The sequence below is a fragment of the Brevibacillus parabrevis genome (genome assembly GCF_022701015.1).
Classification (GTDB): Bacteria; Bacillota; Bacilli; order Brevibacillales; family Brevibacillaceae; genus Brevibacillus; species Brevibacillus parabrevis.
In genome coordinates this window covers 2,092,440-2,118,276 of the sequence record NZ_CP064090.1, presented here as the reverse complement: position 1 = coordinate 2,118,276, position 25,837 = coordinate 2,092,440, and the positions used below count along the sequence as shown (strand labels likewise).

Annotated in this window: 32 protein-coding genes; 12 read left to right on the top strand and 20 right to left on the bottom strand. The window is 48.1% G+C overall.

The genetic code is table 11. From position 1 onward, the window contains the following. Positions 1-3 precede the first annotated feature (3 nt). Positions 4-147: a hypothetical protein gene (locus IRJ17_RS10135; RefSeq protein ID WP_242774509.1), complete on the top strand. Its 144-nt coding sequence runs from the start codon at positions 4-6 to the stop codon at positions 145-147. 196 nt (positions 148-343) lie between these two features. Here the strand turns inward: IRJ17_RS10135 and IRJ17_RS10130 are convergent, their stop codons facing one another. After that, positions 344-769 (bottom strand): hypothetical protein, encoded by a 426-nt coding sequence (locus tag IRJ17_RS10130; protein ID WP_242774507.1) that lies wholly within the window; start codon positions 767-769, stop codon positions 344-346. Positions 770-1,050: 281 nt separating this feature from the next. Here IRJ17_RS10130 and IRJ17_RS10125 point away from each other — a divergent pair, with 281 nt between their 5' ends. The 3 genes from IRJ17_RS10125 (at position 1,051) to IRJ17_RS10115 (ending at position 3,090) form a co-directional block, all read left to right on the top strand. Further along, a complete protein-coding gene (locus tag IRJ17_RS10125) occupies positions 1,051-1,308 on the top strand; it encodes a hypothetical protein (protein ID WP_063227427.1) in 258 nt (85 codons plus the stop codon). Between the two features lie 93 nt (positions 1,309-1,401). After that, complete coding sequence (locus IRJ17_RS10120; RefSeq protein ID WP_242774505.1) at positions 1,402-1,881, top strand: MerR family transcriptional regulator; 480 nt, start codon at positions 1,402-1,404, stop codon at positions 1,879-1,881. A 42-nt stretch (positions 1,882-1,923) separates the two neighbouring features. Beyond that, positions 1,924-3,090 carry an MFS transporter gene (locus IRJ17_RS10115; RefSeq protein ID WP_242774503.1) on the top strand — a complete coding sequence of 389 codons (1,167 nt, stop codon included), beginning with the start codon at positions 1,924-1,926 and terminating at the stop codon, positions 3,088-3,090. 163 nt (positions 3,091-3,253) lie between these two features. On the opposite strand, the gene IRJ17_RS10110 is transcribed toward IRJ17_RS10115, so the two are convergent. The 6 genes from IRJ17_RS10110 to IRJ17_RS10085 form a co-directional block, all read right to left on the bottom strand. Then, positions 3,254-3,424, bottom strand: a complete 171-nt coding sequence (locus IRJ17_RS10110) for a hypothetical protein (RefSeq protein WP_167470301.1) — start codon at positions 3,422-3,424, stop codon at positions 3,254-3,256. A 23-nt stretch (positions 3,425-3,447) separates the two neighbouring features. Further along, positions 3,448-4,143, bottom strand: coding sequence for an ABC transporter permease (locus IRJ17_RS10105; RefSeq protein WP_229049742.1), 696 nt, complete (start codon positions 4,141-4,143; stop codon positions 3,448-3,450). Further along, positions 4,136-5,059 (bottom strand): ATP-binding cassette domain-containing protein, encoded by a 924-nt coding sequence (locus IRJ17_RS10100; RefSeq protein ID WP_242774500.1) that lies wholly within the window; start codon positions 5,057-5,059, stop codon positions 4,136-4,138. The genes IRJ17_RS10105 and IRJ17_RS10100 overlap by 8 nt, the downstream gene beginning before the upstream one ends. An 83-nt stretch (positions 5,060-5,142) precedes the next feature. Then, positions 5,143-6,084: a sensor histidine kinase gene (locus tag IRJ17_RS10095; RefSeq protein ID WP_122964564.1), complete on the bottom strand. Its 942-nt coding sequence runs from the start codon at positions 6,082-6,084 to the stop codon at positions 5,143-5,145. Position 6,085: 1 nt separating this feature from the next. Further along, the gene (locus tag IRJ17_RS10090; protein ID WP_122964563.1) at positions 6,086-6,811 is read right to left on the bottom strand and encodes a response regulator transcription factor; all 726 of its coding nucleotides are present in this window, start codon (positions 6,809-6,811) and stop codon (positions 6,086-6,088) included. 273 nt (positions 6,812-7,084) lie between these two features. Beyond that, positions 7,085-7,357 carry a hypothetical protein gene (locus tag IRJ17_RS10085; RefSeq protein ID WP_141254198.1) on the bottom strand — a complete coding sequence of 91 codons (273 nt, stop codon included), beginning with the start codon at positions 7,355-7,357 and terminating at the stop codon, positions 7,085-7,087. Positions 7,358-8,942: 1,585 nt separating this feature from the next. Between IRJ17_RS10085 and IRJ17_RS10080 the strand changes: the two genes are divergently transcribed. Then, positions 8,943-9,407: a GNAT family N-acetyltransferase gene (locus tag IRJ17_RS10080; protein WP_242774497.1), complete on the top strand. Its 465-nt coding sequence runs from the start codon at positions 8,943-8,945 to the stop codon at positions 9,405-9,407. 376 nt (positions 9,408-9,783) lie between these two features. Here IRJ17_RS10080 and IRJ17_RS28230 read toward each other — a convergent pair whose 3' ends face one another. After that, positions 9,784-10,041 carry a YolD-like family protein gene (locus tag IRJ17_RS28230; RefSeq protein ID WP_309538730.1) on the bottom strand — a complete coding sequence of 86 codons (258 nt, stop codon included), beginning with the start codon at positions 10,039-10,041 and terminating at the stop codon, positions 9,784-9,786. A 192-nt stretch (positions 10,042-10,233) separates the two neighbouring features. Here IRJ17_RS28230 and IRJ17_RS10070 point away from each other — a divergent pair, with 192 nt between their 5' ends. Beyond that, positions 10,234-11,565 (top strand): IS3 family transposase, encoded by a 1,332-nt coding sequence (locus IRJ17_RS10070; RefSeq protein WP_242774494.1) that lies wholly within the window; start codon positions 10,234-10,236, stop codon positions 11,563-11,565. A gap of 93 nt (positions 11,566-11,658) precedes the next feature. On the opposite strand, the gene IRJ17_RS10065 is transcribed toward IRJ17_RS10070, so the two are convergent. The 6 genes from IRJ17_RS10065 to IRJ17_RS10040 form a co-directional block, all read right to left on the bottom strand. Further along, positions 11,659-12,297, bottom strand: coding sequence for a hypothetical protein (locus tag IRJ17_RS10065; protein ID WP_122964547.1), 639 nt, complete (start codon positions 12,295-12,297; stop codon positions 11,659-11,661). A gap of 546 nt (positions 12,298-12,843) precedes the next feature. Continuing rightward, positions 12,844-13,332, bottom strand: a complete 489-nt coding sequence (locus IRJ17_RS10060) for a hypothetical protein (protein ID WP_242774491.1) — start codon at positions 13,330-13,332, stop codon at positions 12,844-12,846. 446 nt (positions 13,333-13,778) lie between these two features. Next, on the bottom strand, positions 13,779-14,375 hold the full coding sequence (locus IRJ17_RS10055) for a sulfite oxidase-like oxidoreductase (protein WP_173599614.1): 597 nt from the start codon (positions 14,373-14,375) through the stop codon (positions 13,779-13,781). Positions 14,376-14,731: 356 nt separating this feature from the next. Further along, positions 14,732-15,163: a CoA-binding protein gene (locus IRJ17_RS10050; protein ID WP_173597515.1), complete on the bottom strand. Its 432-nt coding sequence runs from the start codon at positions 15,161-15,163 to the stop codon at positions 14,732-14,734. A gap of 22 nt (positions 15,164-15,185) precedes the next feature. Further along, a complete protein-coding gene (locus IRJ17_RS10045) occupies positions 15,186-16,685 on the bottom strand; it encodes a leucyl aminopeptidase (RefSeq protein WP_122964543.1) in 1,500 nt (499 codons plus the stop codon). A 53-nt stretch (positions 16,686-16,738) separates the two neighbouring features. Continuing rightward, the gene (locus IRJ17_RS10040; protein ID WP_122964542.1) at positions 16,739-17,113 is read right to left on the bottom strand and encodes a DUF309 domain-containing protein; all 375 of its coding nucleotides are present in this window, start codon (positions 17,111-17,113) and stop codon (positions 16,739-16,741) included. Between the two features lie 214 nt (positions 17,114-17,327). Between IRJ17_RS10040 and IRJ17_RS10035 the strand changes: the two genes are divergently transcribed. Next, the gene (locus IRJ17_RS10035; protein WP_063227419.1) at positions 17,328-17,804 is read left to right on the top strand and encodes a divergent PAP2 family protein; all 477 of its coding nucleotides are present in this window, start codon (positions 17,328-17,330) and stop codon (positions 17,802-17,804) included. A 24-nt stretch (positions 17,805-17,828) separates the two neighbouring features. Continuing rightward, complete coding sequence (locus IRJ17_RS10030) at positions 17,829-18,596, top strand: cobalamin-binding protein (RefSeq protein ID WP_122964541.1); 768 nt, start codon at positions 17,829-17,831, stop codon at positions 18,594-18,596. A 75-nt stretch (positions 18,597-18,671) separates the two neighbouring features. Here the strand turns inward: IRJ17_RS10030 and IRJ17_RS10025 are convergent, their stop codons facing one another. The 6 genes from IRJ17_RS10025 to IRJ17_RS10000 form a co-directional block, all read right to left on the bottom strand. Beyond that, complete coding sequence (locus IRJ17_RS10025) at positions 18,672-19,289, bottom strand: 3D domain-containing protein (protein ID WP_122964540.1); 618 nt, start codon at positions 19,287-19,289, stop codon at positions 18,672-18,674. Positions 19,290-19,447: 158 nt separating this feature from the next. Beyond that, positions 19,448-19,708, bottom strand: a complete 261-nt coding sequence (locus IRJ17_RS10020) for a YuiB family protein (RefSeq protein WP_063227416.1) — start codon at positions 19,706-19,708, stop codon at positions 19,448-19,450. Between the two features lie 196 nt (positions 19,709-19,904). After that, positions 19,905-20,066 carry a YuiA family protein gene (locus IRJ17_RS10015; RefSeq protein WP_167470299.1) on the bottom strand — a complete coding sequence of 54 codons (162 nt, stop codon included), beginning with the start codon at positions 20,064-20,066 and terminating at the stop codon, positions 19,905-19,907. 153 nt (positions 20,067-20,219) lie between these two features. Continuing rightward, a complete protein-coding gene (locus IRJ17_RS10010) occupies positions 20,220-20,702 on the bottom strand; it encodes an NUDIX domain-containing protein (protein WP_122964539.1) in 483 nt (160 codons plus the stop codon). A gap of 79 nt (positions 20,703-20,781) precedes the next feature. Then, positions 20,782-21,033, bottom strand: a complete 252-nt coding sequence (locus IRJ17_RS10005) for a hypothetical protein (protein WP_122964538.1) — start codon at positions 21,031-21,033, stop codon at positions 20,782-20,784. A 3-nt stretch (positions 21,034-21,036) separates the two neighbouring features. Then, positions 21,037-22,227 (bottom strand): NAD(P)/FAD-dependent oxidoreductase, encoded by a 1,191-nt coding sequence (locus tag IRJ17_RS10000; protein ID WP_173597513.1) that lies wholly within the window; start codon positions 22,225-22,227, stop codon positions 21,037-21,039. A 338-nt stretch (positions 22,228-22,565) separates the two neighbouring features. Here IRJ17_RS10000 and IRJ17_RS09995 point away from each other — a divergent pair, with 338 nt between their 5' ends. From IRJ17_RS09995 to IRJ17_RS09980, 4 genes are all read left to right on the top strand, one after another. Continuing rightward, entirely contained in the window at positions 22,566-23,576 is a 1,011-nt protein-coding gene (locus IRJ17_RS09995) for an NAD(P)/FAD-dependent oxidoreductase (protein WP_122964535.1), read from the top strand. Between the two features lie 161 nt (positions 23,577-23,737). Beyond that, a complete protein-coding gene (locus IRJ17_RS09990) occupies positions 23,738-23,998 on the top strand; it encodes a hypothetical protein (RefSeq protein ID WP_242774489.1) in 261 nt (86 codons plus the stop codon). A 173-nt stretch (positions 23,999-24,171) separates the two neighbouring features. Next, a complete protein-coding gene (locus IRJ17_RS09985) occupies positions 24,172-25,131 on the top strand; it encodes an AAA family ATPase (RefSeq protein WP_173597512.1) in 960 nt (319 codons plus the stop codon). Beyond that, positions 25,121-25,777 (top strand): RNA ligase family protein, encoded by a 657-nt coding sequence (locus IRJ17_RS09980; protein WP_122964533.1) that lies wholly within the window; start codon positions 25,121-25,123, stop codon positions 25,775-25,777. The genes IRJ17_RS09985 and IRJ17_RS09980 overlap by 11 nt, the downstream gene beginning before the upstream one ends. Positions 25,778-25,837: the final 60 nt, after the last annotated feature.

Sequence of the window (25,837 nt, the reverse complement as noted above, 5' to 3'; positions counted from 1 at the left end):
TGAATGATCGAGCCAAAATATGCAGTAAAAAGCTGCGCACTTCAAGAAGGCGTCGGACAGCTTGAAGTATTTTGGGAAGTTAACAACGTTGATTTACAAATCACATACTTCCTCTTCTACGATTGTGATGGAATGCAGCACCAGTAAAAGGAGCCGAATTGGTCATTAAAAAGCTATCTTAAACGCTATTCCATCAACGTCCCTCGGGTTACCGAGGGGTGTTTTCGTTTTGCCTGGTAGTATCCGAAATTAACACTTTGTTCATGCCCAATTGTTCGCACTTGAAAAAAAGAAAGAGGAGCCACTTTCGCAGCTCCTCAAAATCTTGAAAAAGGAAGTCTTATTACGGTTTGATAAACGTAAACGGAGAGCCTATTGCTTGTCCATCAACGGTTTTGACTTGAACGGACAGACCATCACCAGAGTCGAAACTTGGTCCGGCAGTCATGATGCCAATATCAAATGTTGTTTGCCCTTGAGCATTTGTTGCATCAAGTTGGACATCGCTTATGGTGGTAGTTCTAGCTACACCTTTTACCGAGTAGGTTTCATCATGCGCAGGATCATTATTCGTAATCGTAATGTCGATCTTGAACTGGTATCCCACTATTGGAGTAGAGTAGTTATCTCTCGCTGTGACAGTTACCGTTCTTATAACCGAATCATCTCCAATCGGATTATCGATTATCGCAGTTGAGGTTAATGGATGCACAATTCCTGGCATCGGAGGAGTTATTGGTGGGATCACTGGCGGTATAACTGGTGGCACGCTATTCTCGTCTTTTCCCTTTCTATCTGCGGGAGTATAACGAGCCTACACCGTGCGGGCGACTTTCATCGCACACGGCGTGTCATCACCGGATAGGAAATAGTCCTTTCGATCTATTTTCACAACGGGCAAGTGTATTATATCACGTTAAAATAAGAAAATAGTAGTATTTTTCAGAAGAAAAGTATCAAATCAAACAGAGTTTTCCGTAGACTTCCAGGACAGGAAAATATACTATTATCTTGTATTGATCTATTTTTATTTTAAAGTGAGGGATTTCTGTGATTATTGCGCTTCTGGTCCTTATTGCCGCCGTGTTACTATTCGGCGCAAAAAGTGTGCGGGATTTTATTTCTTCAGCAATCACAGTCGCATTTGCTCTACTAATCCTATTATTCGGAATCGGTTTGATCATGGACAATAGTTGGGGATGGGGAATAGTATGCACCGTATTAGGAGGGGGAATGCTACTCTTAATGCTCTTGATGTTGATCGGGAATACGGTAATGAAAATCATGAAAGTATTTTCTTCTAAATAAAGAAGGCTGAACGGTATCAGGAGCTAACTATGGCATAGCATGTAACATAACAAAAGGCTTATTCCTCTTTATGTTCAAGTGGGAATAAGCCTTTTGAATGTTTATCAAGCTTATCTTATGCCAAAACAGGACGAGCTTTTTAAAAAAACGGCTTGCTTTCGAGTGAACTCGAAAGAATATACTTTGTATATGGAAAAGCTGCTCACTATTCGTCAAGTTGCAAATGCCACTGGTCTTAGTGTACACACGCTTCGCTATTACGAAAACATCGGTCTTCTAAGTTCCATCCACCGTAATAAAAATGGCTACCGTTGCTACACAACAGACGACATTGCTTGGATTGATTTTTTGACTCGACTGAAAGCTACTGGCATGCCGATCAGCGCAATGCTCGAAATTGCCGAGCTCAAGCGCCAAGGGGATTCGACACTAACGAAAAGGAGAATCATTTTGGAGGAGCACTATGCAGCTGTGGAGCAGCATATCATGGAGCTGCAAAATCATTTACAATTGCTCGCAAAAAAGATCGTAATTTACAAGGAGATGGAAAAAAACCATGAGTCAACGCAGTAACTTGCTTCACATTTATTTATACAGGGAAAGGAGGTCGCTTGTATGAACAAGCCGTACCTTGCTTTCTTAATTGCTTTCGGAATATTCGGAATCATAAACACCGAGCTTGGCGTAGTCGGTATTTTACCGCAAATTTCCGAGCACTATCAAATCAGCGCTTCGCAAGCAGGACTGCTCGTAAGCTCTTTCGCCTTAATCATCGCCATCTTTGGCCCGGTCATGACGTTATTCTTTTCTGGATTAGACCGTAAAAACATCATGGCTGTGGTTCTCGTCGTTTTTGCCATTTCCAATCTGATATGTGCCTTTGCCCCGAATTATGTGGCGTTATTGCTGTTCCGGATCGCGCCTGCCTTTCTCCATCCTGTTTACTTCTCTGTAGCATTTGCGGCGGCTGCCAGTTCAGTGCCAAAAGAGCAGAGCGCCCAAGCTGTAGCCAAAGTGTTTGCGGGAGTAAGCGCAGGAATGGTATTAGGTATTCCCGTCATCTCATTTATGGCTGAACAGTTTTCTCTTGAAGTCTCTTTTCTGTTTTCCGCCAGTCTAAATGCCCTGGCTGCCGGATGTATTTTTTGTTGGGTTCCATCCATGCCCGCAACGGAAAAATTATCGTTCCGCGCCCAACTGGGAGTGTTGCGAAAACCTCCGTTATGGTTTAATATTGCGACTGCTTGTTTCATCCTTGCCGCTTTGTTTGCCGTATACAGCTACTTCGCCGAATATCTTGCCCAAGTGACAACCATGGACCGCAAAGTGATCAGCGCCATGCTGATCGTGTTTGGTATTAGCGCAGTTCTAGGCAATCTGCAAGCTGGCAAGCTTTTAAGCAAGAGTGTTACGAAAACAACATTTTTTTATCCCATCATACTAGCGATGATTTATTTGCTACTATTTTTTGCGGGAACGTACACGATTCCAACCATTATGTTGATCATTTTGTGGGGAGCGGTTTTTGCCAGCGGACTGATTATAAGTCAAACCTGGCTTACTTCTGAGGCAACGAAAGCTCCCGAGTTTAGCAATAGCTTGTTTGTATCTTTCGGCAACCTGGGTGTCGCGATAGGCAGCGCGTCAGGCGGCTGGTTCCTATCTGAGCTGGGCACACATCATATTGTCTGGAGTGGGGTGCTTTTTCTCACCCTCGCGTTCCTTTGCATTGTATTGAAGATAAAAATTTTTGATCGACATAATTTATTTGCAAAAGCGTAGTTCATTTCTTGCATCGCAATGCGCTCGCCGACGGCACCCGTTTGCAAACCTGTGCGCTGCCTGCCTTCACTCTTACTAAAAGCAAAGGCTGTCCCGGGGTTCAAGTGCCCCCTATCAGACAGCCTTCGCTTCATTTTTATCCCGATACCGATGCTTCTAGCTCTTACCTCTTATTCCTCAAAAACAATAACCCGAACGCGGACAAGATGCCTAATCCGGCAGCGCCATACGTGTTGATGAGCACTTTCCGTTCCCCCGTTCCCCAGTACAGCAGCCCGTGCAAGGTCAACGAAACGACACAAAGCAAAAATGTCCATTTTACTACTTGCTTCATCGTCGATCTGCTCCTCCCGTCCGCTACTGTAGCACATCGACACGCTCGATATTGCGAATCGACATAAACGCGACCGCCGCTCCGAGTAATGCAAGGCCAATCGGCACCGCTATGATGGAGTATAAAGTGAAGCCGTTGACGTTCTGGCAAACGAGCGTCACCACGAAAATCGATGACACGATGGTGGCCGCGCCTGATTTCTTGCGCATGCCGAAGTAAAGCGGAATCAGGCTTAAAAAGCTGGTCGCCAGCGCACTCATGACGACCGTCAGCAGTCCTTTGGCTGCGACAGGCAACGTGAGCGGCTCTGAAACAACGGGCATAAACAAATTAAATACATAAAATCCAGCGCCAACAAACAGGTTCGTCGCAATATCCGCAATCAGCGTAAACAGCACGACGACAAGCAGCTTGGCGGCGATAAGCTTTTTGCGATTGATCGGGTACATGAATAGCACCATGATCGATTTGTTGCGGAACTCGTCAATGACAAGCCGTGAAATGAGCACTGCCGCGAAAACGATAAACGTTCCTCGAATAAACGTATCTATGACGGAAAACGCCATGTCATAACTTTTAAAAGACATATCTTGTTTCATTTCCGCGTCAAGACTGATCAAGCAAATAAAACCCAGAATCACGACGTTGGCAATGATCGCCCCCCGTATATAAGACCATAGGCGAAGTTTGCGCATTTCGAGCTTCATCAGTTTAAGCAACTACCCCACCCCCACCCAGGATAGAGAGGAAATAGTCCTCAAGTGACCCTTTTTTCTTATGAACCGCTTCGATCGCGACATCGTGCAGCACCAGAGCCTTCAACAGCTCACTTTGTGGAATGCGGCTATCGTAAATGCGGACTTGGCCTTCGTCGGTGATGCGCACGTTGGAAATATGCAAATGGTTCTCAAGTATGTAAGCCGCCTTACTGCTTTCGTTCGTTGTAATTTCAACATATTCTGCCGTTTGCCTGGCGATTTGTTCCATCGAAACCTCCTGCAGCAGCTTTCCCTCGTTCATGACTGCAATCGTGTCGGCGATCAGCTCGATTTCACCAAGAATATGGCTTGAAATGACAAGCGTCATCCCGTACTGCTTGCACAGCATTTTGAACAGATCGCGAATCTCCTTGATGCCTAACGGATCGAGGCCGTTAATCGGCTCATCGAGGATAAGCAGCTCCGGTTTCGTCATGATCGCCCGCGCGATGCCAAGTCGTTGCTTCATCCCAAGCGAAAATTCCTTGACCGCTTTCTTGTCAATCCCGTTCAAATTCACCAGATCAAGCGCCTCGTCGATCGACTTTTTGTTATGGTAGCCCATGTATTCACCATGCAGCTCCAAGTTTTCGTGAGCCGTCAGTTTTTCGTAAAAAATCGGGTTTTCAATGATCGTACCCATCCGTCCCAACAAATGGTACGAATGATCGGTCAGCCTTTCGCCGAAAAGTTCGATTTCGCCCGCCGACGGCTTCACCAGGTTGGTGATCATTTTCATGACGGTTGTTTTGCCTGCTCCATTTGGGCCGAGCATGCCGTATATTTCGCCTTGCTTGATGTTCAAATTGACGTTGGAAACAACTTCCTTGCCCTTATAAGCCCGGGTCAACTGCTTCGTCCTTGCGATATGCGTCATCGTTCGATGCCTCCCTCGTTCTTTACAGGCTTTATTGTAAGCATCGAAATTTGCTTATTCCTTACCTGATTCTTACAAATTCCTTAATCAGTGAATGCGATTCGTTTCAGCTTGACGGTAAACATCGTTTTTTCATAAGGCTTGCTCTGGATGCGAATCGTTCCTCCCTGCGCTTCGACAAGCCGTTTCGTAATCGTCAGCCCGAGACCGCTGCCTTGATACGCTTTGTTGCGGGAGTCTTCCAGCGTGTACATGCGCTCGAACACCCGATCTTGATGCATCTCATCGATCCCTTTGCCCTGGTCCCATACGTCCACGTACACGAACTCGTCGTCGCCCCGCAATGTTAGTCCGACGGCCCTTCCCTCCCCGCCATGCTGAATCGCATTGGCAATCAAATTGTTCAGGACACGATCCAGCGCTTCCTCGTTCCCCCATGCAAGCAGCGGCTTGTCCGGAATGTCGATAACGACTTCGAAGCCTTTGACCGTCAGGGTGTCGTAAAAAGCCAGCATGTTTTTTCCGCAAACGTCGTTCATGTGAATCCCGGAAAGGGAAATCGGCTTGTCTCCCGACTCCAGCCTGGCCAAATCAAAAAACTGGCGGATCAGCTCCAGCACCTCATTTGCCTTGGCGTGCACCTTGGTCAACAAAACTTTTCTTTCTTCGGCGTCCATATCCGGGTCCAAATTGATCGTTTCGATGTAACCAAGCACAACGGTAAGCGGCGTCTTCAAATCGTGCGAAATGTTCGAGAGCATTTTTCGCATCGACTGCTCCATCTTCAAGAAATTCGCCGTCCTGTGCTGGTTGTGCTCCAACAAATGATTGATTGCGATCAAGACTGGTATCAAGGCGCGATCGTCCGTAAAAACGAGCAACTTCTCGCTTGTGTCTCCCGCGATAATTTCGTTTAATTTGTTATGCATTTTCTCCAGGTTGGAGCTTCTTGCTCGATAAGCACGGTATTGAATGGCAATCACTACAGTCAAAATCACAACGAGTACAGCCAGCGCGATCACCATGTCAGTTGCCTTCCCACTTGTAGCCGATGCCCCACAGCGTCTTGATATACTTGGGTTCGGACGGGTTGTCTTCGATTTTTTCCCGCAACCTTCGGATGTGGACGTTAATGACGTTTTCGTCGCCGTAATATTCGTCATTCCAAATAAAACCGTACAGCTGCGCTTTCGTGAACACGCGATTCGGATTTGTGGTGAACAGCTTCAAGATTTCAAATTCTTTGGCCGTCAGTTTCAGGTCAACATCGTTTTTCGCCACTGAAAAATTGTCCAGATCAATGCGCAGCACGTCAAATGTCAGCACTCTGGCCGCTCCAGACGCCTGTTCTGTTGCTTCGGTGGCGATTTGTCCGGCAGTCGAATACGTCGTGGCACGACGAATCGCCGCTTTGATTCGGGCTGTCACTTCAATGAGCGAAAACGGCTTCGCGATATAATCGTCAGCCCCGAATCCAAGCCCGATCGCCTTGTCGACATCGCTGTCCTTCGCCGACATGATGAGAATCGGCACCGAACTTTTTTCGCGGATCAGCTTAATTACCTCGATGCCGTCCAGTTTCGGCATCATCACATCGACAATGACGATATCGAAAGCCTTTTGCCGAAACAGAGAAATCCCCTCCAAACCATTAAACGCCTCCGAGACGTCGTAGCCTTCTTTGACCAAATAATTACGCAACATTTCCACGATCTGGGTATCGTCTTCTATTAACAATATGCTGTGCGGCATGATGCTCCCTCCTAAAATTTCCATCGTGAAAATTATAGCCCGGTGCAAAGAGGATGCATAGAATTTGCGTAAAAATGGAGTGGACCTCTCACACAGGCAATACAACCGTCGAAAAAGCAAAAAAACAGCCAGCACAGAGCGGCTCTGCAATGGCTGTTGACAACGAATGCTGGGTGATTAGCGGTTCATGAGGCGTTTATCAGAAAGAGCTTACTCTATTCATGCATCCGCAATCCACCAAAAAAGAACCCCACCTTTTGGATGGGGCTTAACTTAAACTGGATTGATTACTTCCAACTCAAACGATACCGATCCGCTTCCCCCTTTCCCATCATTTGCGGTAAGCGTTATGACTGCAACACCAGGCGTCTTTGCTGTAACCAGAATCCTTGTACTTGTATTCGGTTGGCCATTAATATCAGTAAAACTCTCCTGACCGATTGCTACGTCCACAATAGTGGAATTACTAGAAGAAACTGTGTAAGTCAAGCTGTCCCCATCATCATCAATAAGCCAGCTTTTTTCCGGCTTTTCGTTAATTCCCACCACCATATACATCCCGGGAATGTTTGCAGGAAAGTATTCACGCTGGCCAATAAAAGCATTTGTGTTCACTCTTGGCGCATGATTGCTAGTCTCGTCTTGAACCTTCTCTATCTCTCGGTTGTATAACGAGCCTACACCGTACAGGCGTCTTTCAACGCATACGGCGTGCCATCAGCGGATGCGACATGTACTTTTTACAACGGGCGTTGATAGAGTAACAAAAAGGATCAAGATTTTCGCCTAACTAAGGTTAGGGATTTGGGTGTTAAACATTAGAACCACAATATGTTCGATTGTCATGCTTACTCGTCCCTCCCCAATCTGTTCAAAATCTGTCTACCGATCTCCTTATTTTTACAATCAGTTCTCACACGTAATACTTGATTTAACTTGGTTCATTTCTAGAAGCGCTACCAAATGGGTTAACTTTCGTTAGCAGACACCATTGAAGGCGTGGCGTATGTTAAAGTTGCCCGTTGTAAAATTTCTCTTTTATCTGTTGATGGAACGCCGTGTGCGATGAAAGTCGCCCGCACGGTGTAGGCTCGCTCAAATGCCTTCGATTAGAGAAGGAAATAAGGCGAGAATAGCGATATAAAACCAATTGATGATGTTGTCATTTCTGGGTCTGGTTGGCATGTTTCTCATGGTAGATTTGTCGATTTTTATTACACCGTCCCACAGGACGCCGCATCTGAAAAAGTCTTACAGTCTACGGACAATGGAGAAACCTGGGAGGATGCTTACCTGCCATTAGGAATTAAATCCGCCTCCGTTAATGGGATTCCCAAGCATACTGTACGTGCTGCTCAGCTAGAGGCTGGAAAAACTTATCTATTTAAAGTTGTCATTACAGGTGGCAAGAACGAAGGCGAATCAAATGTTATTACTCAAACAGTCATGTAATCCATCAACAGCCCCCGGGGATAATCCAGGGGTTATTTTTATCGCTTGGACTACGTTTGTACCAGTCGTGTGAAGTGCTAGAATGCCTCTTTCAGAAGCATTTCTGTCACTAACCATTTGTGTGCTTCTCTTTGCTGCTTGTGATATGAAAAGAAATTTATTAGAAAACGATGAAACCATAAGTAAGATCGGGGTAGCGCCAACAAACCGCACCGAAGAACTCCTGATCACTATATGCAAGCGGTATCAGCGAGCCTAACGTTCTGATTTTTCGAAAAATTTTCCATCTATACTTCTTCATGCCTCTTACCTCCCGAAAAACTTACTCGTTTTCTTCTACCGACCTCCGCAATTTATAGGGAGGTGATTACTATGATTAAATCTATCAAAAATTTGTTCGAACGCTTTAATTGGGTTTTGAGAGTGCTATATTTCACTGTTCGGGTAGTTGAACAAATCATGAAGTTCTTTAGCTAATGTTTTCAACCAGGCTGGGAGAAAAGAAGCTGTGCCTCCCAGCCTTCTCACAAGTAGTATCACAACTACAAAAGTACATTTTGGCTTAACCCTCGTCTGACCTGGTATAGAAACGGTTTTCTGCAACCTGTTTAAGTGAAAGATTCGTGATAATATGCTGATTAAATCTTTAATAGTGACCACGAGGAGGTTTGATTTTCAAATGGCTGAAAACATGAACAAAAGTCTCATGCTTGACATCACTCCGCTAAGAGCAGAGGATCGAAAGCGTTGGGACGTATTGGCTCGAAGCTACAAAGCCTTTTACGAGACAGAGCTCCCAGATTCCGCATACGATGAGATCTGGAACCGACTGCTCATTGGCGATAGGATATTCGGTTTCGGTGCGCATCTTCATGGCAACTTGATCGGTATCACCCACTACGTTTTTCAGCCTACGGTCTGGAAAGAAGATGTGTGCTACCTGCAAGACCTCTTCGTTGACGAAACCGCTCGCGGACATGGTGTGGCCCGTGCCCTTATAGAACGGGTCGCTCAAGCTGCACGAGAACAAAAAGCTTCTGGGCTGTACTGGCAAACCCGCCAGGATAATTTCACTGCTCGTGCTCTTTATGACAAAATTGCCTATCATAAAGGCTTCATTCGCTACGACTATACACTTGAATAGAAGTGGAGGCCTACTTCTCTTTGCTGTTCGTTATATGAAAAGAAACTTATTACAAAACGATGAAATCATAAGTAAGATCGAGCGTCTTGTTGTGATCCAAGAACAAAAACAGTCAACTCATTTTTCCACCAAGGAAAGCGATGAATAAGTTATGAATGTAGAAGAAACAATTGACCTGGTTGCTTCAAGTGTAGGAGTTGTCCACGATGTAATCTTTGTTTATTTCCTGGTCCAACTATTTCTTTTTTGGCGAAAACGTATATTTCAGAAGAAGAAAAAAGCAGAACTTCTCAATAGACTGATCTAAAAACTCGGGTTTCAACTGATGAGCAAGCAAAAGAAGGCCACTCCATCGGTGCTCAGCAGGACCGCCTTCTTATGGCGCTGCAATTGGTGGCAACAATCGGCATGCAGCATACAAAAGAAAAATCTTCCCCAACAAAAAAAGAGGCGAAATTCTCGCCTCCCTCTTTTTTGCAATCAATCCCAAGCAAATCTTTGATTCAAGTTCATCATGCTCAAGTGATGGCATCGGAACCAATTTCTCGTCTTCCTTCATCTGCAAGTACAATTCCCGCTGTTGCGGAAGCACGAAACGTCCTGAAGTTGGATTATCTATCTTGCTGATTCTCATGCTGTTCGCCCCTGAACAAGAACATTTGTTTGTATTATATGCGAACGGATTGCCAACATGCAAATAAAAAAAAGGCCCCTTCTGCAATGAGTGAACTGTGACCCGCAAGATGGACACTTTGAAAAAAGTGACCGTCTTGCGGGTTTTTGTGTTTTAATCTTCTTTAACGAGAAATGAGTGAGGAAACGGAAAATGAGCCGAGACAGAAAACGTTTTACTGAACAAGAGATACAAATGTTGGAGAAAAATCCAAATGTACTTCGAGTAACGGGGAAAAACATCTCGTATTCTCCTTCATTCAAGGTTGCCGCTGTACAAGCATACCAAGAGGGACAAACGCCGATGGAGATTTTTCTTCAGGCGGGTTTTTACATGGAAATGATCGGTCGGGATATGCCAAAAAAGTGCTTGCTTCGATGGCGAAAAGTATATGCTACCTTTGGTGAAGCTGGATTTATTGAGGAGCGTAGAGGTAAGGGCAGCACGGGCAGAAAGTCAGAAGGAGAGTTATCGGCGGAAGAGAAATGGAGACGTGCTCAAGCGCGAATTAGGCTTCTTGAGACAGAGAATGAACTTCTAAAAAAGCTAGAAGCGCTCGAAAGACAAACCAGTAAGACGTTACCATCTTCCGAGCGCTTTCAGCTCATTAACCTAGTCCTTCGAAAACATAGCTTGCAGCGCGTAACCCGTTATCTATGTCAGATTGCAGAAGTTAGCCCGAGTGGCTATTATCGCTGGTGTCGTGCTGAAGAACACCGTCAGCTTCGAGAAGCGGCGGATGAACGTGACTTCCTGCTAATAAAGGAGCATTTCGAAGCCCTGAAAGGGAAAGCCGGGGCACTGGTCATCAAAATGAGATTGGCGCGTTTGAACGGTGTCGTGATGAACCATAAAAAGATTCGTCGTCTCATGCGAAAGTTTAAGTTGGTCACTGTCATTCGGAAAGCGAATCCATATCGTAAAATGGCCAAGGCAACTCAGGAACACCGCACATGTCCAAACCTCCTGGAACGCCAGTTTGACCAAGGTATACCCGAGAAGGTTCTGCTTACTGACATCACTTATTTGCGCTATGGCACTGGCCAATGGGCCTATCTGTCCTGTGTGAAAGACGGTGCAACCAAACAGATTTTGGCACACTATCTATCTTCCACGTTAGAGTTATCCCTGGTTAAACGAACGCTGGCCCAATTAATCAGACGGTTGGACGGTAACGTCCATCCTGATGCTATTTTTCATTCAGATCAAGGCATGCACTATACTCATCCCTTAACGAGGCTCCTTATTGCTAAAGCTGGCTTTAAGCAGTCGATATCTCGCAAAGGTAACTGCTGGGACAATGCTTCCATGGAATCATTCTTTGGTCATATGAAAGATGAACTTGAATACAAGGACTGTGCATCCCTGAAAGAGTTGCGTCAGCGTGTTAATGAATACGTAACCTATTACAATTCAGAGCGTTACCAATGGACCTTAAAAAAGATGACCCCTGATGAATTCAGGAGTCATCTCATAGCCGCTTAAGTTTCGAGAGGCCCTTTTCAAATACTGTCCATTTCTCAGGTCACAGTTCACAATTGAAGGGGCCTTTTTGTCAGTCTGATATTAAATTAATAATCAATCTGGTACACAGTAGCCCGCAGGGATAGGAGTAATTATGTAGTAAATGGTATACCCATTACCATCCCAATTGCACAACTCATTTGCTCCGTATAAAGCAGTGAGTACCGCAGCTACAGCAGCTGGCAGGCCAAATTCAGAAGCTAGTGCAGCAGCTCCGATACCCGCAGCTAACGCTTTTCCAATCTTTGTGGCTTTACTTGCACTAATGTGGTAATCATAATAAAGCGCCATAGGTTTTATGTTGTTGGTTGAATTCTTAGAACTGCAAGCTTTACTCGAATTTGTGTTAATAATGTCTGCTTTTGTATCTAAAATGTTCTTGCCAACAACCATGTTCCCTTTTTTGATTTCCTTATTTGCATAACTAACAATCTTTTCAAATTCTTCAAACGCCTCTTGGCTGACTCCCGCTTCTTTGTAGTTGCTATACCCATTTACAACTACACCATTCTTGACAAAGGTCTTTTCTTCCAAATCTGATTTTGCAATTTCAAGTAGTACATCAAAACTTTGGTCAATAGTTTGTTCTGCTGCATGAACACTAGGCATCGCTACCGGAGAGTATCCAGTAAATAGAAAAGCTGTAGTCAATGCAACTGCTAGTAACGATTTAGTTATTTTATTTTTTTTCACTCGTCTTTCCTCCACCCTTATAGTCCAGATAAGTCATCCAAGCAACAACCGCAACTGTGATAACTACAGAAACCTTTTTACTTATTCCCATGCTAACGTCAAGATCAAAAAAACTGAATGCCAACAGCCCAAGAAGTATAACCAAGAGAATTTTTTTGATAATATCACCTCAAATCAATATTCTCTTACTCATAATAATGGTAATTAATTGAAAATGTTGTAAAAACATGTCGAATCAAAAATAAAATTTTGTAAAATCATGCACGCTCAGTATGAATAAACAGGAGTCAGCTCGAATCCTTACTCTTTTTTTCAATTACGCTCCCCGCAAGTATCAATACATATGCGGTACCTGACACGACCATGTCTGCTTCCACCAACTATTGTAAATCCGTTTCTTATCCTCCATGAGTCGTTACACGAGCTGTCGTTACACAATCTAGGGCTAAATTTGATCTCTATTCTCTCACCTTTACACGAGCGTTTATTCCTGTCTTATGATGGATGACAAAAAGAAAAGCCCCACTTTTTTTGTGGAGCGTCTTCCTATTCATATTGAGTATTAGCAGTAAAGAAATTAATCAAGCCATCAATGATTTCGGAAACATATCTATGGTCGACTCCTTCGTAAGTCTTGAAGGAAACTCTATTACAACCTAATTGGCTAAATATAATTTGTGTTTTCATCCACCGATCGGGCATCATTTTCTCACCAATTAGGTTGTAAATTAATTCAATGTCCTGGATATCAAAAGTTTCTGGAGCATATTTGATTTGAACTTGATCATTTATATCTAAACTTCCCATGAATACAAAATGGGGAACTCTTGCGTATTGGGGAAAATCAAAGACTTTTCCGGTTAAATTAGCAAGATCAGATACCCCCACTGGGTAGCGTATGCGTTCGCCATCCAAAGACTCCAACGGTAAAGTTAAGATAGCGTTTACTCCTCCGGCGGCAACTGCTTGCACCATCTCAGGATGCATTAGTGTAAACCGAGTCACAAACTTACCAGAAGCTGAAAACCCATTCATCAGTATTTTGTCTTCTACATTGACACCACTAGTTTTTAGAAACTCCATCGCATCTTTTTACATTTTTTAACTGCAGATCAAGTCGACAATACAGACCAGAGTGTACTTCCATTACTTTGCGAGTCAGTGAATGGGTAAAAAGAATTTGAGAATCCATTGGCCTCGGAAATACAGGAAAGAGTACAGGCACACCCATTTTTTGAATAAAAATTTCTTTCAAATTGTGATATACCACGTTCTCACTCTCTCTTTCTACAAATCATACAATTGTCCCAGAAAATAGAAAAGTCTCTTCTTTACTTAGACTAATATCGAGATGTCGTTGTATTCCATATATCGCCAAAATAGGACAAATGAGGTAATATTTCTTTGGAGGGTGTTACTTTTCACCTGAAAATAGAGAGGAGGATATTAGGAGGCGAATTTTCGCCTCCTTTTATTGGTAATTAATCCCAAGCGTAACGTTGTTGAAGCCAAGGATCTCCATACATGTTGTATCCATTCTTCTCCCAAAATCCCTGCCTGTCCTTCTCCATAAACTCGATGCCGCGCACCCACTTCGCGCTTTTCCAGAAGTAGAGGTGCGGGATGACGAAGCGCAGCGGCCAGCCGTGTTCGGGGGTCAGGTTCTCGCCGTTGTGTTTGTTGGCGAACAGGTTGCCTGCTTTCGTGAAGTCGGCCAAAGGCATGTTCACTGTCCAGCCGTGCTCGGCGTGCAGCATGACGTACTTGGCTTCCGGCTTTATTTTCACGAGCTTCAGCACTTCTTCTACCGGGATGCCCTGCCACTCGTTGTCCAGCTTGCTCCAGCCTGTGACGCAGTGAATGTCGTTCGTCACTTCGCCTGTCGGCAGCGCCATCATTTGTTCGTACGTCAGTGTGACTTCTTCCTCGACCAAGCCGAACAGGCGGAAGTTCCACTCGGTGGACAGGTCCGTGTACTCTGGAACATCTCCGTAGTGAAGTACGGGAAAACCCGTCGTCTGCTTCTGGTTCGGGGGGATACGGTCGCGCTTGGTGTCTGTCGATGGATGGATAAACATAGGCCCACTCCTTGCTGTCTTTGTCCGCTTGTCCTGCTTTTTCTTATCATATCCAGCGAAAGCGATAACGTGCAAGAAAAAATGACGGCAAAAGTGCAGCGCCTGCAAAGCGTGGGCCAGCGCCGTACCACATACCAAGTAAGCCTCCAGCGCGTTTCCCCCGAAAACCAGCCCGAACCGAACCTGCTCATGCTGCAAAAAGACCCCCGCCATGTGAGAGCGGAGGCCCTTTGCCTTTTCGCAAGGTAGCATCCCGTTGTACCAACCGTTGCAACACGAGTGTTAGCTCAGGTCATAGGGCGCATGACGATTTGACGTCATCCCCGCCTTCCAAAGAGAAGCAAAAAGAAAAAATCTTACTTGCCAACGCGCAGCAGCGCATGGTCTACCTTGATGCACATATCTTGCACGACTTCGATGCCTTCGGCGCGAACTTGGTTCGCCGCCTCTTCATTGGCAATCCCTTGCTGCATCCAGAACACTTTCGGCTTCTGTTGCATTTTCAGGGCGTCTTCTGCGACAGGCAAAATGTCTTCGCTTTTGCGGAAAACGTTGACGATGTCCACAGGCTGATCGATTTCTGCCAGGCTGGAAACGACTTTTTCGCCCAGTACCGTTTCCCCGGCAATAACCGGGTTGACCGGAATGATGCGGTAGCCGACATTTTGCATGGCCTGTGCGACCATGTAACTGGTGCGATCCGGTTTGTTGGACAGTCCTACTACAGCGATCGTCTTCGCATCCTCCAACATTTGGCGGCGAACTTCGTTGCTAGGATTTTGGCTCATGTCAATGCACTCCTTTTCGTGTTTAGGATTGGCTGCGGCTTGCTACAAATTCGGCAATCGTGCGCGTCATGACGCCTGTACCGCCAGCTGGCTGCATGTCGCCCGTTGTGGCCGTGTACGCTGTGCCAGCGATGTCCAGGTGTACCCATGGTGTCTCGCCGACGAACTCCTGGAGGAAAACGCCGCCGATGATGCCGTGGCCGTAACGTCCGCCCGAGTTTTTCAGGTCGGCAAAGCGGCTCTTGTTCAGGCTGCGGTACTCCTCGAAGGTCGGGAGCTGCCACAGGCGTTCGCCAGCAACGTCCGCTGCTTGCAAAAGCTCATCCATGAGCGCCTTGTCGTTCGTCATTGCCCCGGAGCAGTAATGTCCGAGCGCAACGACGATTCCGCCTGTCAGCGTGGCGGCGTCTACGATGCACGACACTCCCTGCTCTTTTGCATAAGTAATGCAATCGGCCAAAACGAGGCGGCCTTCCGCATCTGTCGTGATGATCTCGACCGTTTTTCCGCTCATGGTCGTGATCACGTCGCCAGGACGGAATGCTGTGCCCGACGGCATGTTTTCCACTGTTCCAATGACTGCGAGCACGTTTACTTCCGGCTTCATTTGGCCCAGCGATTCCAGCGCGCCGATCATGGCAGCCGCGCCGCCCATATCCGACTTCATGTCTTCCATGCCCGCTACCGGCTTGATGGAAATACCGCCCGTGTCAAAAGTAACGCCTTTTCCAACCAGGCCGATAACGTTATCCCACGTTTTTCTTCCCTGATATTTGACGGCTACGACGTACGGTTCCAGCTCGCTGCCTTTTGCGACACTGAGAACTCCGCCCATGCCCAGCTCTTCCAGCTTGGCTTTCTCCAGAACTTCCACGGTCATGCCGTAACGCTCTGCCACAGCGACAGCGGCGTCCTTCAGAGCGCGCGGCGTCAAGTAGTTGGCTGGCTCATTGACGAGCGTACGCGCCAGATTCGTACCGGAAACGAGCGCATTCCCCCGCAGCACGCCAGCCTGTACAGCGCTTACAGCATCGTCCGCTGCCAAGATTCGCACAGTGGCGATTGGCGCAAATTCCCGCTTCGCTTTTTGACGATAGCCTTCATAATTGTATTCTGCCAGACCGAACGCCTCTGTCACTGCCTGGGACAGACGCTCGGCACTCAAATGCCCGGTTGTCGGCAAATCGATTGCGACGTTTTTCGCGTTTCCTTTGGACACGACTGATTTGGCTGCCCGGCCCCATGCGTTGCGTGCAGCGACAAAGTCAAATTTGGCCGGATCGCCCATGCCGACGATGAGCAGCTTTTTCGCGGCAATCCGGTTCAAGCCATGAATGACCGTCAGTTCTTTCGCCTCGCCCGTGATTTCGCCTTCCTGCTGCAAGCCGCTGAGGCTGCCTGCGAAAGCTTCTTCCAGTTCCGGGTACACCTCGGAAAGCTGCTCCCCTTTCCAAAGCGGCACGATCAGCTCATCACATACGTAGCTCACAAGCTGTGAGCGTTTTTCTACGGTTACTTCCATATACTCTTCCCTCTTTCGCTGTGATAGGATACAATTATGGGCACATTTGTGTTTTAACACGATGTGTCTACATGCAAGCGCAAGGATGGAAACGTCATGGCTTTCGCCTCTGCATACGGAATCGCATCGCGATCCGGCAACACAGCCTCGCAGTCCTCTATGTAACGAAGCACTTCCTCTACGTCTAGCCCCCAATGCACGGGTCCGTAGCGGGACAAATACTTCCGCGCATTGCCAAACATCCAGCGAGCGCCTTTCAAGTTGCCGTATTCAAGATGGTACAACCCGACTGACAATTGCAGCATGCCTTGCAAAAATTTGTCGGTCTTGTCCTCCATCCAGATGTCTTCCAGCAGATCGTGGCATTCGTAGAACTCCCCTTCATTGAATTTTTCAATGAACTGCAAATACTGCACGGGATAGCCCATGGATGCACACCTCCGTTTTCCACCTGCTTGATGGCAAAAGCTACCTAGATAAGAAGTGCCTGCGGCTTGCAGGCTGACCCTCTAGCAGGAGCTTTCCTTATGGTACCACAGATTGGCAGCGCTTAAAATCCAAATGAAAACTTCACGGATTAAGACAACGCCCTTCTGTTACAATAATCTAGAGAAGCGCACAGTAGAAAGGAATGGATTTTCCGTGGCGGATATTTTTGAAAACTTCCCCTTATGGGCTGCACTGCTTGCCATAGGAATCGCCCAATTTATCAAAATTCCCCTCCATTTTTTCGCAACGAAAACATGGCAGTGGTCCCTGTTGCTCAGCACAGGCGGCATGCCCAGCTCCCACTCTTCTGCCGTGACAGCTCTGTCGACCGCAGTGGGACTGCGTGAAGGCTTTTCTAGCAACATGTTTGCTATCTCCGCCATTCTTGGCGTGATCGTCATGTTCGACGCTGCGGGCGTTCGCCGGCATGCCGGCATGCAAGCCGTCGTCCTCAACAAGCTGGTGGACGAATTTAACCACCTGTTGGAAGGGATGAAATCGTTAAAAGTTCGCCCGAACCAGGAAAAGGCGAAAAAGCTGAAAGAACTGCTCGGACACCAGCCGATTGAAGTGCTGATTGGCGGATGGCTGGGCATCATGATTGCATTGCTGGTGCAGCCGTTTTTTTAGGATGTTTCCACAGGGGGGAATCACATGCGCATCGTGTCCATCTGTCCGAGCAATACGGAAATCCTCTATTATTTAGGCCTGCATGAGCACGTGGTGGGGCTGGACGATCACTCCGACTGGCCTTTGGAGTGGCAGCACCTGCCGCGCGTCGGTCCCGATCTGACCATTGACATGGAACGGGTGGCTGCACTCCAGCCTGATCTGGTCGTCGCCTCGCTAAGCGTTCCCGGAATGGAAAAAAATGTGGAGGCATTGCAAGCCTTGGGGCTTTCGCATATCGTGCTGAACCCGCAAAGGATTGGCGAAATCGCCGCTGACATCCGACTGGTCGGCGAGGCGACAGGCTTTCACAAGCAAGCGGAACAGCTTGCCGCCCATTTTGACGAAAGAATAGAAAGCATCCGACAACAGACGGCTTCCTGTACGCAGCGTCCCAAGCTGTATTGGGAATGGTGGCCGAACCCGATCTATACGCCCGGACAAACGAACTGGCTGACCGATGTCAGCGAGATAGCCGGTGCTGTCAACGTATTCTCCGACTTCCCTGTCGCCAATGTAAAAGCGACCAGAGAGATGGTGCAAGAGCGCGATCCTGATCATATTTGCGTCGTCTGGTGCGGCATCGAACTGAAGCGCATCAAGCGGGAAACGATCACGAGCCGTCCAGAGTGGAGCCAGATGACGGCTATTCAAAAAGACCAGGTTCACCTGCTGGAGGAAGGGCTTTATTGCCGCCCGTCTCCGCGCATACTCGATGGCCTGGAACAGCTCGTGAAGCTGATTCATACATAAATCACGGCATGAAAAAACGTTCAAAGCACATCGCCTTGAACGTTTTTTTGTTTTCCATTGTCTCGCAGCAAACCTCTAGTTTGCCACTTCAGCCATTGCCGCGATGCCCTTCTGGTTCAGGTTGTTGAGAAAGGCTTCTGTCAGCTTCCCTTCCCCGCGTCTTACGATATATACATCGAGTGATTTTTTGCCCCATTGGGTGAACACATCCTGCTTGGTCTCGAAGTACAGGTCGATCTTGTGGCCACGAATGGCACCGCCCTTGTCCGCTACAACCCCGTATCCGTAGCCCGGTATGTACAGGACCGTTCCCAGCGGAAAAATGCGCAGATCGGCTGCAATCGTCGAGTAATCGTCCCGGCGAACCTTTACGCCCGAATACGTAATCCCGTAGGACGGATCAGACGGGTTCTTTCCGGTCGATTCAAACCCGGCATAGTATCCGGTTGCGACGACGCGAACTTTCGGATATTGGTCGAGGAATACATCCGCTTTATCAATGACTTGAGTGAGTGAGCTGGCCGAAACTGTCCGTTTTTTTACGACCCGTTGCCCCTCTTTGGTTTCCTTGATTCCGAATGTGGATGAAAGATTATGGTCTCCTACCACGTTGTAGCCGTATCCGTCGCTTGCAAATGCCGTCAAAACGAGGACGAACAATGCGAGGATACTTACAAACTGCTTCCCATTCATTTCTTGGTAAACCTCCTCTCGGTTCTAGTCATGTCCCGAAGAGGAGGAAACTATACACAAATTTTGGATGATTTCAGAAACATTCTGTATGTTCCCGCTTTGGCAAACGATGAAAAAAAGAAAAACAGGCCCCTGAATCAAGACCTGTTTTCCGCCTGTTAAAACATCCGGTATCCTTTTTTGCGCAGGGTGGCAATCGTCCAGCCGCTGCCCACTGTGCCTGCCATTCCACAGCCGAGAATGATCGCGTCCCAGACACCCGGAACGATTTTTTGATAAACGAGGGCGCCAACGACCACGCCGACCGCGATCACAACCGGAAGCCACGTCGTTTTCAAAATCATGTTTAAAATAAACCCAATGCCAAAACCGAGCACGGTGAACAAAACGATGGAAACCATAAATTGCAATAAGCTCATCGACCGCCAAACCTCCTGCCATCGCCTCCGGCTTTTGCCAAGGCTGGTTGGCAAATCAAGGGAGGACGGGCTATTTTCGCTATTTAGTGTAGCAAAAATGGCAGATACAGGTCAATATGTGCAGCCTTGCGAAGCGCAGACGAAAAGAGCCGCCAGCTCTCTGACGGCTCTTGCTCTATGCAACGGCAAGTATCGGCTATTTGTTTGCGGATGCGGACTCCTGATGAGCGTCTTTTCCTACGCCCTCACAGTTCGGGCAATTTTCCGTGCCACCCAGGAGCAGCTGGAAATACCCTTGACCATTGCAGTACGGGCATTGTTCTTGGTTATGTCTCATGATGAGCTCCCCTTTCTCCATACATGCTCCTTCGTTAATTGCATGTATTTTCAGATTATTTTGATGTATCTAACTATATCAGATCACTGCCTTTTTTCACAACACAGTTTTTCTCCGATATAGCAGAAAAAACCGCGATGTAAGCGGAAACATCGCGGCTTAGCTATTTCATTCTCAGCTTTGCTTGAAGATTTTATAGGAAGTGTACTGAAAGACAGGATCAATCTCATAGGATTGCCCTTCCATCCCTTTTTCCCGTTTTGCGTAGCCTGGCAGGATGATTTTCAAGTATGTAGAAGACAGCGGATCTTCCATCAGCTCAGGAATCGGCAAAAATCGGGCTTCGACGATTTCCCCCTCCTGCGGGCGCGGTTCGCCGCTTACATAGTCCATCCAGAACACAACCATGTTGTCGCTGATCGACCCGCGAATGACCCCGGAACGGATACCCGCTACTTGCCGCACGGCTGCTTCAATCCCGGTTTCCTCCAAAACCTCGCGCACGGCTGCCTCGTCTACCGTCTCGCCCTGCTGTACGAATCCGGCCGGAAACGACCACTGCCCTTTCAACCCGCTGTACGCCTTTTTGACGACCAGGGCCTCCTCGCCGCGGATGACGATTCCGCAGGCGCCAAGCCACACTTTCCCTTCCCGCATTCGCTCGCTTCCTTTCGCTTTGTCCTTCCTGACCGTATGTACACGAAACCCCCGGCGTTTCGCTCACCGGGGGTAGCTATTACTCATCATCGTCGTCCAAAAGTCCGTTGTCAATCATGTAGCGCAGATTTTCCCGATCCCTCTCGCGGCCTTTTTCCTTCAGCCGATCGATGGCAGGCAGGATGAGAATATCAATTTCACGCTGGACATGCCAAGCCAGGTCGTGCCGCCCTTGCTCTTCCAAAAAGGCGCCCACTTCCATCATGGCATTGTACCGCTCCATTTCGTCGCGGGTCATAAGCCCTCTGACCTGAATACTCGCGTGGCGCATCGCTTACAGCTTTACCTTTTTCAAGGCGAGGCCGACCCCGCCGATTTTGTACAGGTAGCGCAGATCGCTTGCCTTTTTCATCATCGCCGCTGTGCTGCCAAACAGCTTTTTCGAACCGACCTGGCCGATTCCCTCGCCTTTTCCGAGAGAAGCCAGCGTTCCTTGCAGATGAGGGACGAACTTCTGTGGTAGCTCGCCACGAATCAGCGCGGCGAGGTTTTCTCCGAGCGTCTCGCCTTCCTGAACCGCGATTTGCGCTGTCGGAGGGTACGGACGGCCTTCTGCGTTGAAAATCAGGGCGCAATCTCCGACAACGAACACATTTTCATAGCCCGGCGCGCGCAAATATTCATCTACCTTGACGCGGCCGCGCATGACTTCGAAGCCAGCTTTTTCGACGATGCTGTTGCCGCGCACACCTGCTGCCCAGACAACCGTTTTCGACTTGATTTCTTCCCCGGTTGCCAAAAGGACGCCGTCTGGTGTGCACTGCTTGATCGGCGTGCCGATTTTGAACTCGATGCCTTTGCGCTCCAGCACATCCATGGCGTACTGCACCAGCTCGGGATCAAAGCCCGGCAAAGCAGATGGAGCCGCTTCGATGCAATATACTTTGACCAGCTCCGGGTCCACGTCAAACTCCTGGCACAGCTCCGGCAGACGGTCGCCCAGCTCCCCGCAAAACTCGATTCCCGTAAAGCCCGCTCCCCCGACAACGAAAGTCAGGTAGTCTGTACGATGCGGCTCGTTTTTGTATTTGGAAAACATGTACTCGATATGTTCGCGAATATGGCGGACAGCGTTGATGCTGCGAATGCTGAACGCATGCTCTTTCAATCCTTCGATGCCGAACGTCTCCGGTTCACTGCCCAATCCGATCACGAGATAATCGTAGGTCAGCACTTCGCCGCTATCGAGTGTGACATGTTGCTCCTGCGGATCGATCGCCTGAACCGTTCCTTTGATGAACTGGACTTTGTCCTGGTTCAAGATTCCTTCCAGACTCACCCGCGCATGGTCGGCAGAAGCCGTGCCAGCAGCAGGCTCATGCAGCCAGGTCGTGATGTAGTGATAGTTGTGCTTGTTCACCAGCGTGATTTCCGCTTCGTTGTAATTCAGCTTTTTTTGCAGCTGCAACGTGGTCAGCAAGCCGCCGTATCCCGCTCCAAGAATGAGGATTTTGGGTGCACTCATCGGTATCCCTTCCATTCATTGTTAATGGTAACCAGAGGAAGATTGTGCGAAATTTCACGTAGGCTGTTACCAAGTAAGATGCCCAAGTGAATAAAAATGACGTATCGGAATAATTGCCTGTTATGTCATATGTTCCAACCTGTGAAAAAAAGCACAAACTTAGAAACAAACAAATGTGACAATTTCTTTACAGTCACCCTCATCTTATCGATTGCCACCATGATTTGCAAGGGTTTTTTGCCTATCGAGGCGTTTTTTTCCCTGCTTTTTTTTCTTTCCTTTGTTGGGTTATAATGGGTGAGGAGTTCGGTTTTTCGAATATTCGGAGGTGCTTTCGATTGAATTTTCTGCAAAAGGACGAGCAAATCTACGACATTACGATCATTGGCGGAGGCCCTGCCGGACTGTTCACTGCATTTTACGGTGGCATGAGGCAGGCAAGTGTGAAAATTATTGAGAGCATGCCCCAGCTTGGCGGGCAACTGTCAGCTCTCTATCCGGAAAAATACATTTACGATGTAGCCGGGTTCCCAAAGATATTGGCTCAAGATTTGATCAATAACCTGAAGGAGCAGCTTTCACGTTTTCAGCAAACCGTTTGTCTGGAAGAAAAAGTGGAAAACGTAGAGAAAAAAGCGGACGACGTTTTTGAAATCACTACGGACAAAGGCGTACACTACGCAAAATCTGTCATCATCACGGCAGGCGTAGGTGCGTTCGAACCCCGCAGACTGGAACACCCAGATGCCGTCAAATACGAAAAATCCAATCTGCACTATTTCGTCACCGACCTGAACTCCTTCAAAGGGCAGCGCGTCGCCGTCATTGGCGGCGGAGATTCCGCACTGGACTGGTCTTTGATGCTCGAACCGATCGCCAAAGAAGTCCATCTCATCCACCGCAGAGACAAGTTCCGTGCGCATGAGCACAGCGTAGAGATGCTCATGTCGTCCAAGGTAAACGTCACGACACCTTATGAAATATCCGCTCTTCACGGAGAAGAAAAAATTGAACGCCTGACTCTGACGAATTGCACCACGAAAGAAGAACTCAACCTGGAAGTCGATGCCGTCATCGTCAACTTCGGCTTCATCTCCTCGCTCGGTCCGATCAAAAACTGGGGATTGGAGCTGGAAAAAGGTTCGATTGTCGTAAACACGCGCATGGAATCGAACATTCCCGGCATTTTTGCGGCGGGAGACATCGCGACTTATCCGGGCAAAGTCAAGCTGATTGCTGTCGGCTTCGGGGAAGCGCCAACGGCCGTCAACAATGCGGTAGGCTACTTCAACCCGGATGCCAAATTGCAGCCAGGGCATTCCTCCAGCATGGACAACTTCAAAGCTTGATTCAACAATCAGCAAGCATTCAATCCTTGTGCCGCTTTTCTTTTGCGGTGCAAGGATTTTTTCGTGACGGCGAAGCTTTCGGGCAGGATGCATAGCGGCTTTCCTTCTGACGCAGAGTAGAGAAAACGACAACCAGCGTTTACGTTTTTGGAGGGAAAACCATGGATTATCTTTGTCCGGTTTGCAATGGGCTCGCTTCTCTCTCGCAAGCTTGCCCACAATGCTACACGCCACTTGCGGATGCAGGCCGTCTGTACGACTTTTACGGCGACTACAGCCCTTACCGGGAGATCGATGACGCCAAATGGGACAACGGCTACCCCGATCGCGAGAAGCACCTGTGCTTGCATACCGGCTGGTGCAGCACTTGCCATCTGGCACAAACGGTAGCCATTCAAGAATGGACACCCGACATGCTGTAAGCAATCCCGCTATCGCCCACGGCAGAGGCGGGATTTTTTTCTTCCCTTTTTGCAAAAACACGCTATACTATAAGGAATTATTTGTTAAAGGACGGAAAAATCATGTAATCGGTTAAATTGTCGACCCCCTGCACTCGTCTATTGGAACCACTTTTTGAGGGGAGCGTCATTTTATGAATAAATTCATCATGATGGTGGGCATTCCCGGAAGCGGCAAAACCCGCGCAGCCGGGCTGATCGCCAAAAAAGAACGGGCGACGCTCGTGTCCACGGATGCCGTTCGGTTAGAGCTGTTCGGGGATGAAGCCAAGCGCCGGAAAAATCCGCTCGTTTTCCACGAGGTTTACGCCCGTATCGAGCAAGCGTTGGCTGCGGGAAGCGACGTTGTCTTCGACGCCACCAATGTCGATCGGGACAAGCGGATGAGCGTACTGAAGCGATTCCCGCACGCGACGGCGGAATGCTACTACGTGAGCACTCCGTTTGAAATTTGCCTGCAACGAAATCAGGCGAGAAAACGCAAGCTGGATGAGCTGGTTCTCGCCAAATACCATAAAAACTTGCATATTCCTTTGCACCAGGAAGGCTTTGCCGCCATCCACCTGCTGCATGAGCCTGTGCCGTACCCGATGACTAAAGAGGCGTTTATCGCCCTTTTGCAAAGCGAACCCGGCTACGACGAGCTGTTTGCCGCCTTGTCCGGAATCGCTTATTTTCAGCAAATGAAAGATTTTCAGCAAGACAACCCGCACCATCAGCACACGCTGTGCAAGCATACGTACCACGTCCTCGATTACGTCAATACTTTTTACGAAGAGGACGACAAGCTGCTGATGCAAATTGTCGCGCTGTTTCACGACGTGGGAAAATTGTATACAAAAGTTTTCAAGCAAGCCAAAGGCCACAGCAGCTACTACGGGCACGAATACGTGTCGAGCCAGATTGCCGTTCATTTCCTGAAAGAGCTGGGATTCGCCGACGAGCTTGTCTTCCGGGCCGCCGCTCTGATCGAAATGCACATGAAAATTGCCTACGGCGGCGATGAAGGCGCGTCGGAGATTTACCATCTGGTCGGAGCAGACATGCTGACGAAGCTATACTTTTTCAAAGAGGCGGATCACTATGGAAAATAAGTCGACGAGCCACTATCAAAAGTATCCGCGCACCTTTCACCTGCCCTGGTCCCGGAGCAAAACCGACGACGATCGGATTTTGCGAGATACCCGGCATTTTGTTGGAAAAGAAATTGTCGTGACAGAAAAGCTGGACGGGGAAAACACCAGCTTGTACCGCGACTACTTGCACGCCCGTTCGATCGACAGCCGCGACCATCCGTCCCGCCACTGGATCAAAATGCTGCACGGCTCGATTGCCCACCACCTTCCACCCGGCTATCGCATTTGCGGGGAGAACGTGTTTGCCAAGCATTCGATTTTTTATGAGGAGTTGTCGAGCTACTTCTACCTGTTTTCCGTCTGGGATGACCGCAACGTCTGCCTCAGTTGGGACGATACATTGGAATGGGCAGAGCTTCTTGGTTTGCAGACTCCGCCTGTGCTCTATCGCGGCCCATGGGACGAGGAAAAGGTGCGGGCCTGCTATACGCGGCAATCCGTGTTTGGCGGCGAGCAGGAAGGCTATGTCGTCCGGCTCACCGCTTCCTTCGCCTACGCTGACTTCAAATACAGCGCAGCGAAGTTCGTCCGCAAAAATCACGTCCAAACCGATCAGCACTGGATGGCGAAGGCTGTTGAGCCGAATCAGTTAAAAGCGGAGTAACACAGAATAGGCTAACTTGACCGTTCTTGCTCTCGTTTGCTATAAGCAGTCAGTAGCCTG

Bases quoted from the DNA above. Each gene is read 5' to 3' on its own strand.
- IRJ17_RS10100 (WP_242774500.1), bottom strand. From the start codon at position 5,059: ATGACGCATATCGCAAGGACGAAGCAGTTGACCCGGGCTTATAAGGGC.
- IRJ17_RS09985 (WP_173597512.1), top strand. From the start codon at position 24,172: ATGAATAAATTCATCATGATGGTGGGCATTCCCGGAAGCGGCAAAACC.
- IRJ17_RS09990 (WP_242774489.1), top strand. From the start codon at position 23,738: ATGGATTATCTTTGTCCGGTTTGCAATGGGCTCGCTTCTCTCTCGCAA.
- IRJ17_RS10060 (WP_242774491.1), bottom strand. From the start codon at position 13,332: ATGAATGGGTTTTCAGCTTCTGGTAAGTTTGTGACTCGGTTTACACTA.
- IRJ17_RS10040 (WP_122964542.1), bottom strand. From the start codon at position 17,113: ATGGGCTATCCCGTGCAGTATTTGCAGTTCATTGAAAAATTCAATGAA.
- IRJ17_RS10070 (WP_242774494.1), top strand. From the start codon at position 10,234: ATGAGCCGAGACAGAAAACGTTTTACTGAACAAGAGATACAAATGTTG.
- IRJ17_RS10010 (WP_122964539.1), bottom strand. From the start codon at position 20,702: ATGCGGGAAGGGAAAGTGTGGCTTGGCGCCTGCGGAATCGTCATCCGC.
- IRJ17_RS10090 (WP_122964563.1), bottom strand. From the start codon at position 6,811: ATGCCGCACAGCATATTGTTAATAGAAGACGATACCCAGATCGTGGAA.
- IRJ17_RS10025 (WP_122964540.1), bottom strand. From the start codon at position 19,289: ATGAATGGGAAGCAGTTTGTAAGTATCCTCGCATTGTTCGTCCTCGTT.
- IRJ17_RS10135 (WP_242774509.1), top strand. From the start codon at position 4: ATGATCGAGCCAAAATATGCAGTAAAAAGCTGCGCACTTCAAGAAGGC.
- IRJ17_RS10095 (WP_122964564.1), bottom strand. From the start codon at position 6,084: ATGGTGATCGCGCTGGCTGTACTCGTTGTGATTTTGACTGTAGTGATT.
- IRJ17_RS10020 (WP_063227416.1), bottom strand. From the start codon at position 19,708: ATGAGCTTATTGCAATTTATGGTTTCCATCGTTTTGTTCACCGTGCTC.
- IRJ17_RS10030 (WP_122964541.1), top strand. From the start codon at position 17,829: ATGCGCATCGTGTCCATCTGTCCGAGCAATACGGAAATCCTCTATTAT.
- IRJ17_RS10080 (WP_242774497.1), top strand. From the start codon at position 8,943: ATGGCTGAAAACATGAACAAAAGTCTCATGCTTGACATCACTCCGCTA.
- IRJ17_RS10115 (WP_242774503.1), top strand. From the start codon at position 1,924: ATGAACAAGCCGTACCTTGCTTTCTTAATTGCTTTCGGAATATTCGGA.
- IRJ17_RS10015 (WP_167470299.1), bottom strand. From the start codon at position 20,066: ATGGAGAAAGGGGAGCTCATCATGAGACATAACCAAGAACAATGCCCG.
- IRJ17_RS10055 (WP_173599614.1), bottom strand. From the start codon at position 14,375: ATGTTTATCCATCCATCGACAGACACCAAGCGCGACCGTATCCCCCCG.
- IRJ17_RS28230 (WP_309538730.1), bottom strand. From the start codon at position 10,041: ATGAGAATCAGCAAGATAGATAATCCAACTTCAGGACGTTTCGTGCTT.
- IRJ17_RS10005 (WP_122964538.1), bottom strand. From the start codon at position 21,033: ATGCGCCACGCGAGTATTCAGGTCAGAGGGCTTATGACCCGCGACGAA.
- IRJ17_RS10045 (WP_122964543.1), bottom strand. From the start codon at position 16,685: ATGGAAGTAACCGTAGAAAAACGCTCACAGCTTGTGAGCTACGTATGT.
- IRJ17_RS10050 (WP_173597515.1), bottom strand. From the start codon at position 15,163: ATGAGCCAAAATCCTAGCAACGAAGTTCGCCGCCAAATGTTGGAGGAT.
- IRJ17_RS10000 (WP_173597513.1), bottom strand. From the start codon at position 22,227: ATGAGTGCACCCAAAATCCTCATTCTTGGAGCGGGATACGGCGGCTTG.
- IRJ17_RS09980 (WP_122964533.1), top strand. From the start codon at position 25,121: ATGGAAAATAAGTCGACGAGCCACTATCAAAAGTATCCGCGCACCTTT.
- IRJ17_RS10110 (WP_167470301.1), bottom strand. From the start codon at position 3,424: ATGAAGCAAGTAGTAAAATGGACATTTTTGCTTTGTGTCGTTTCGTTG.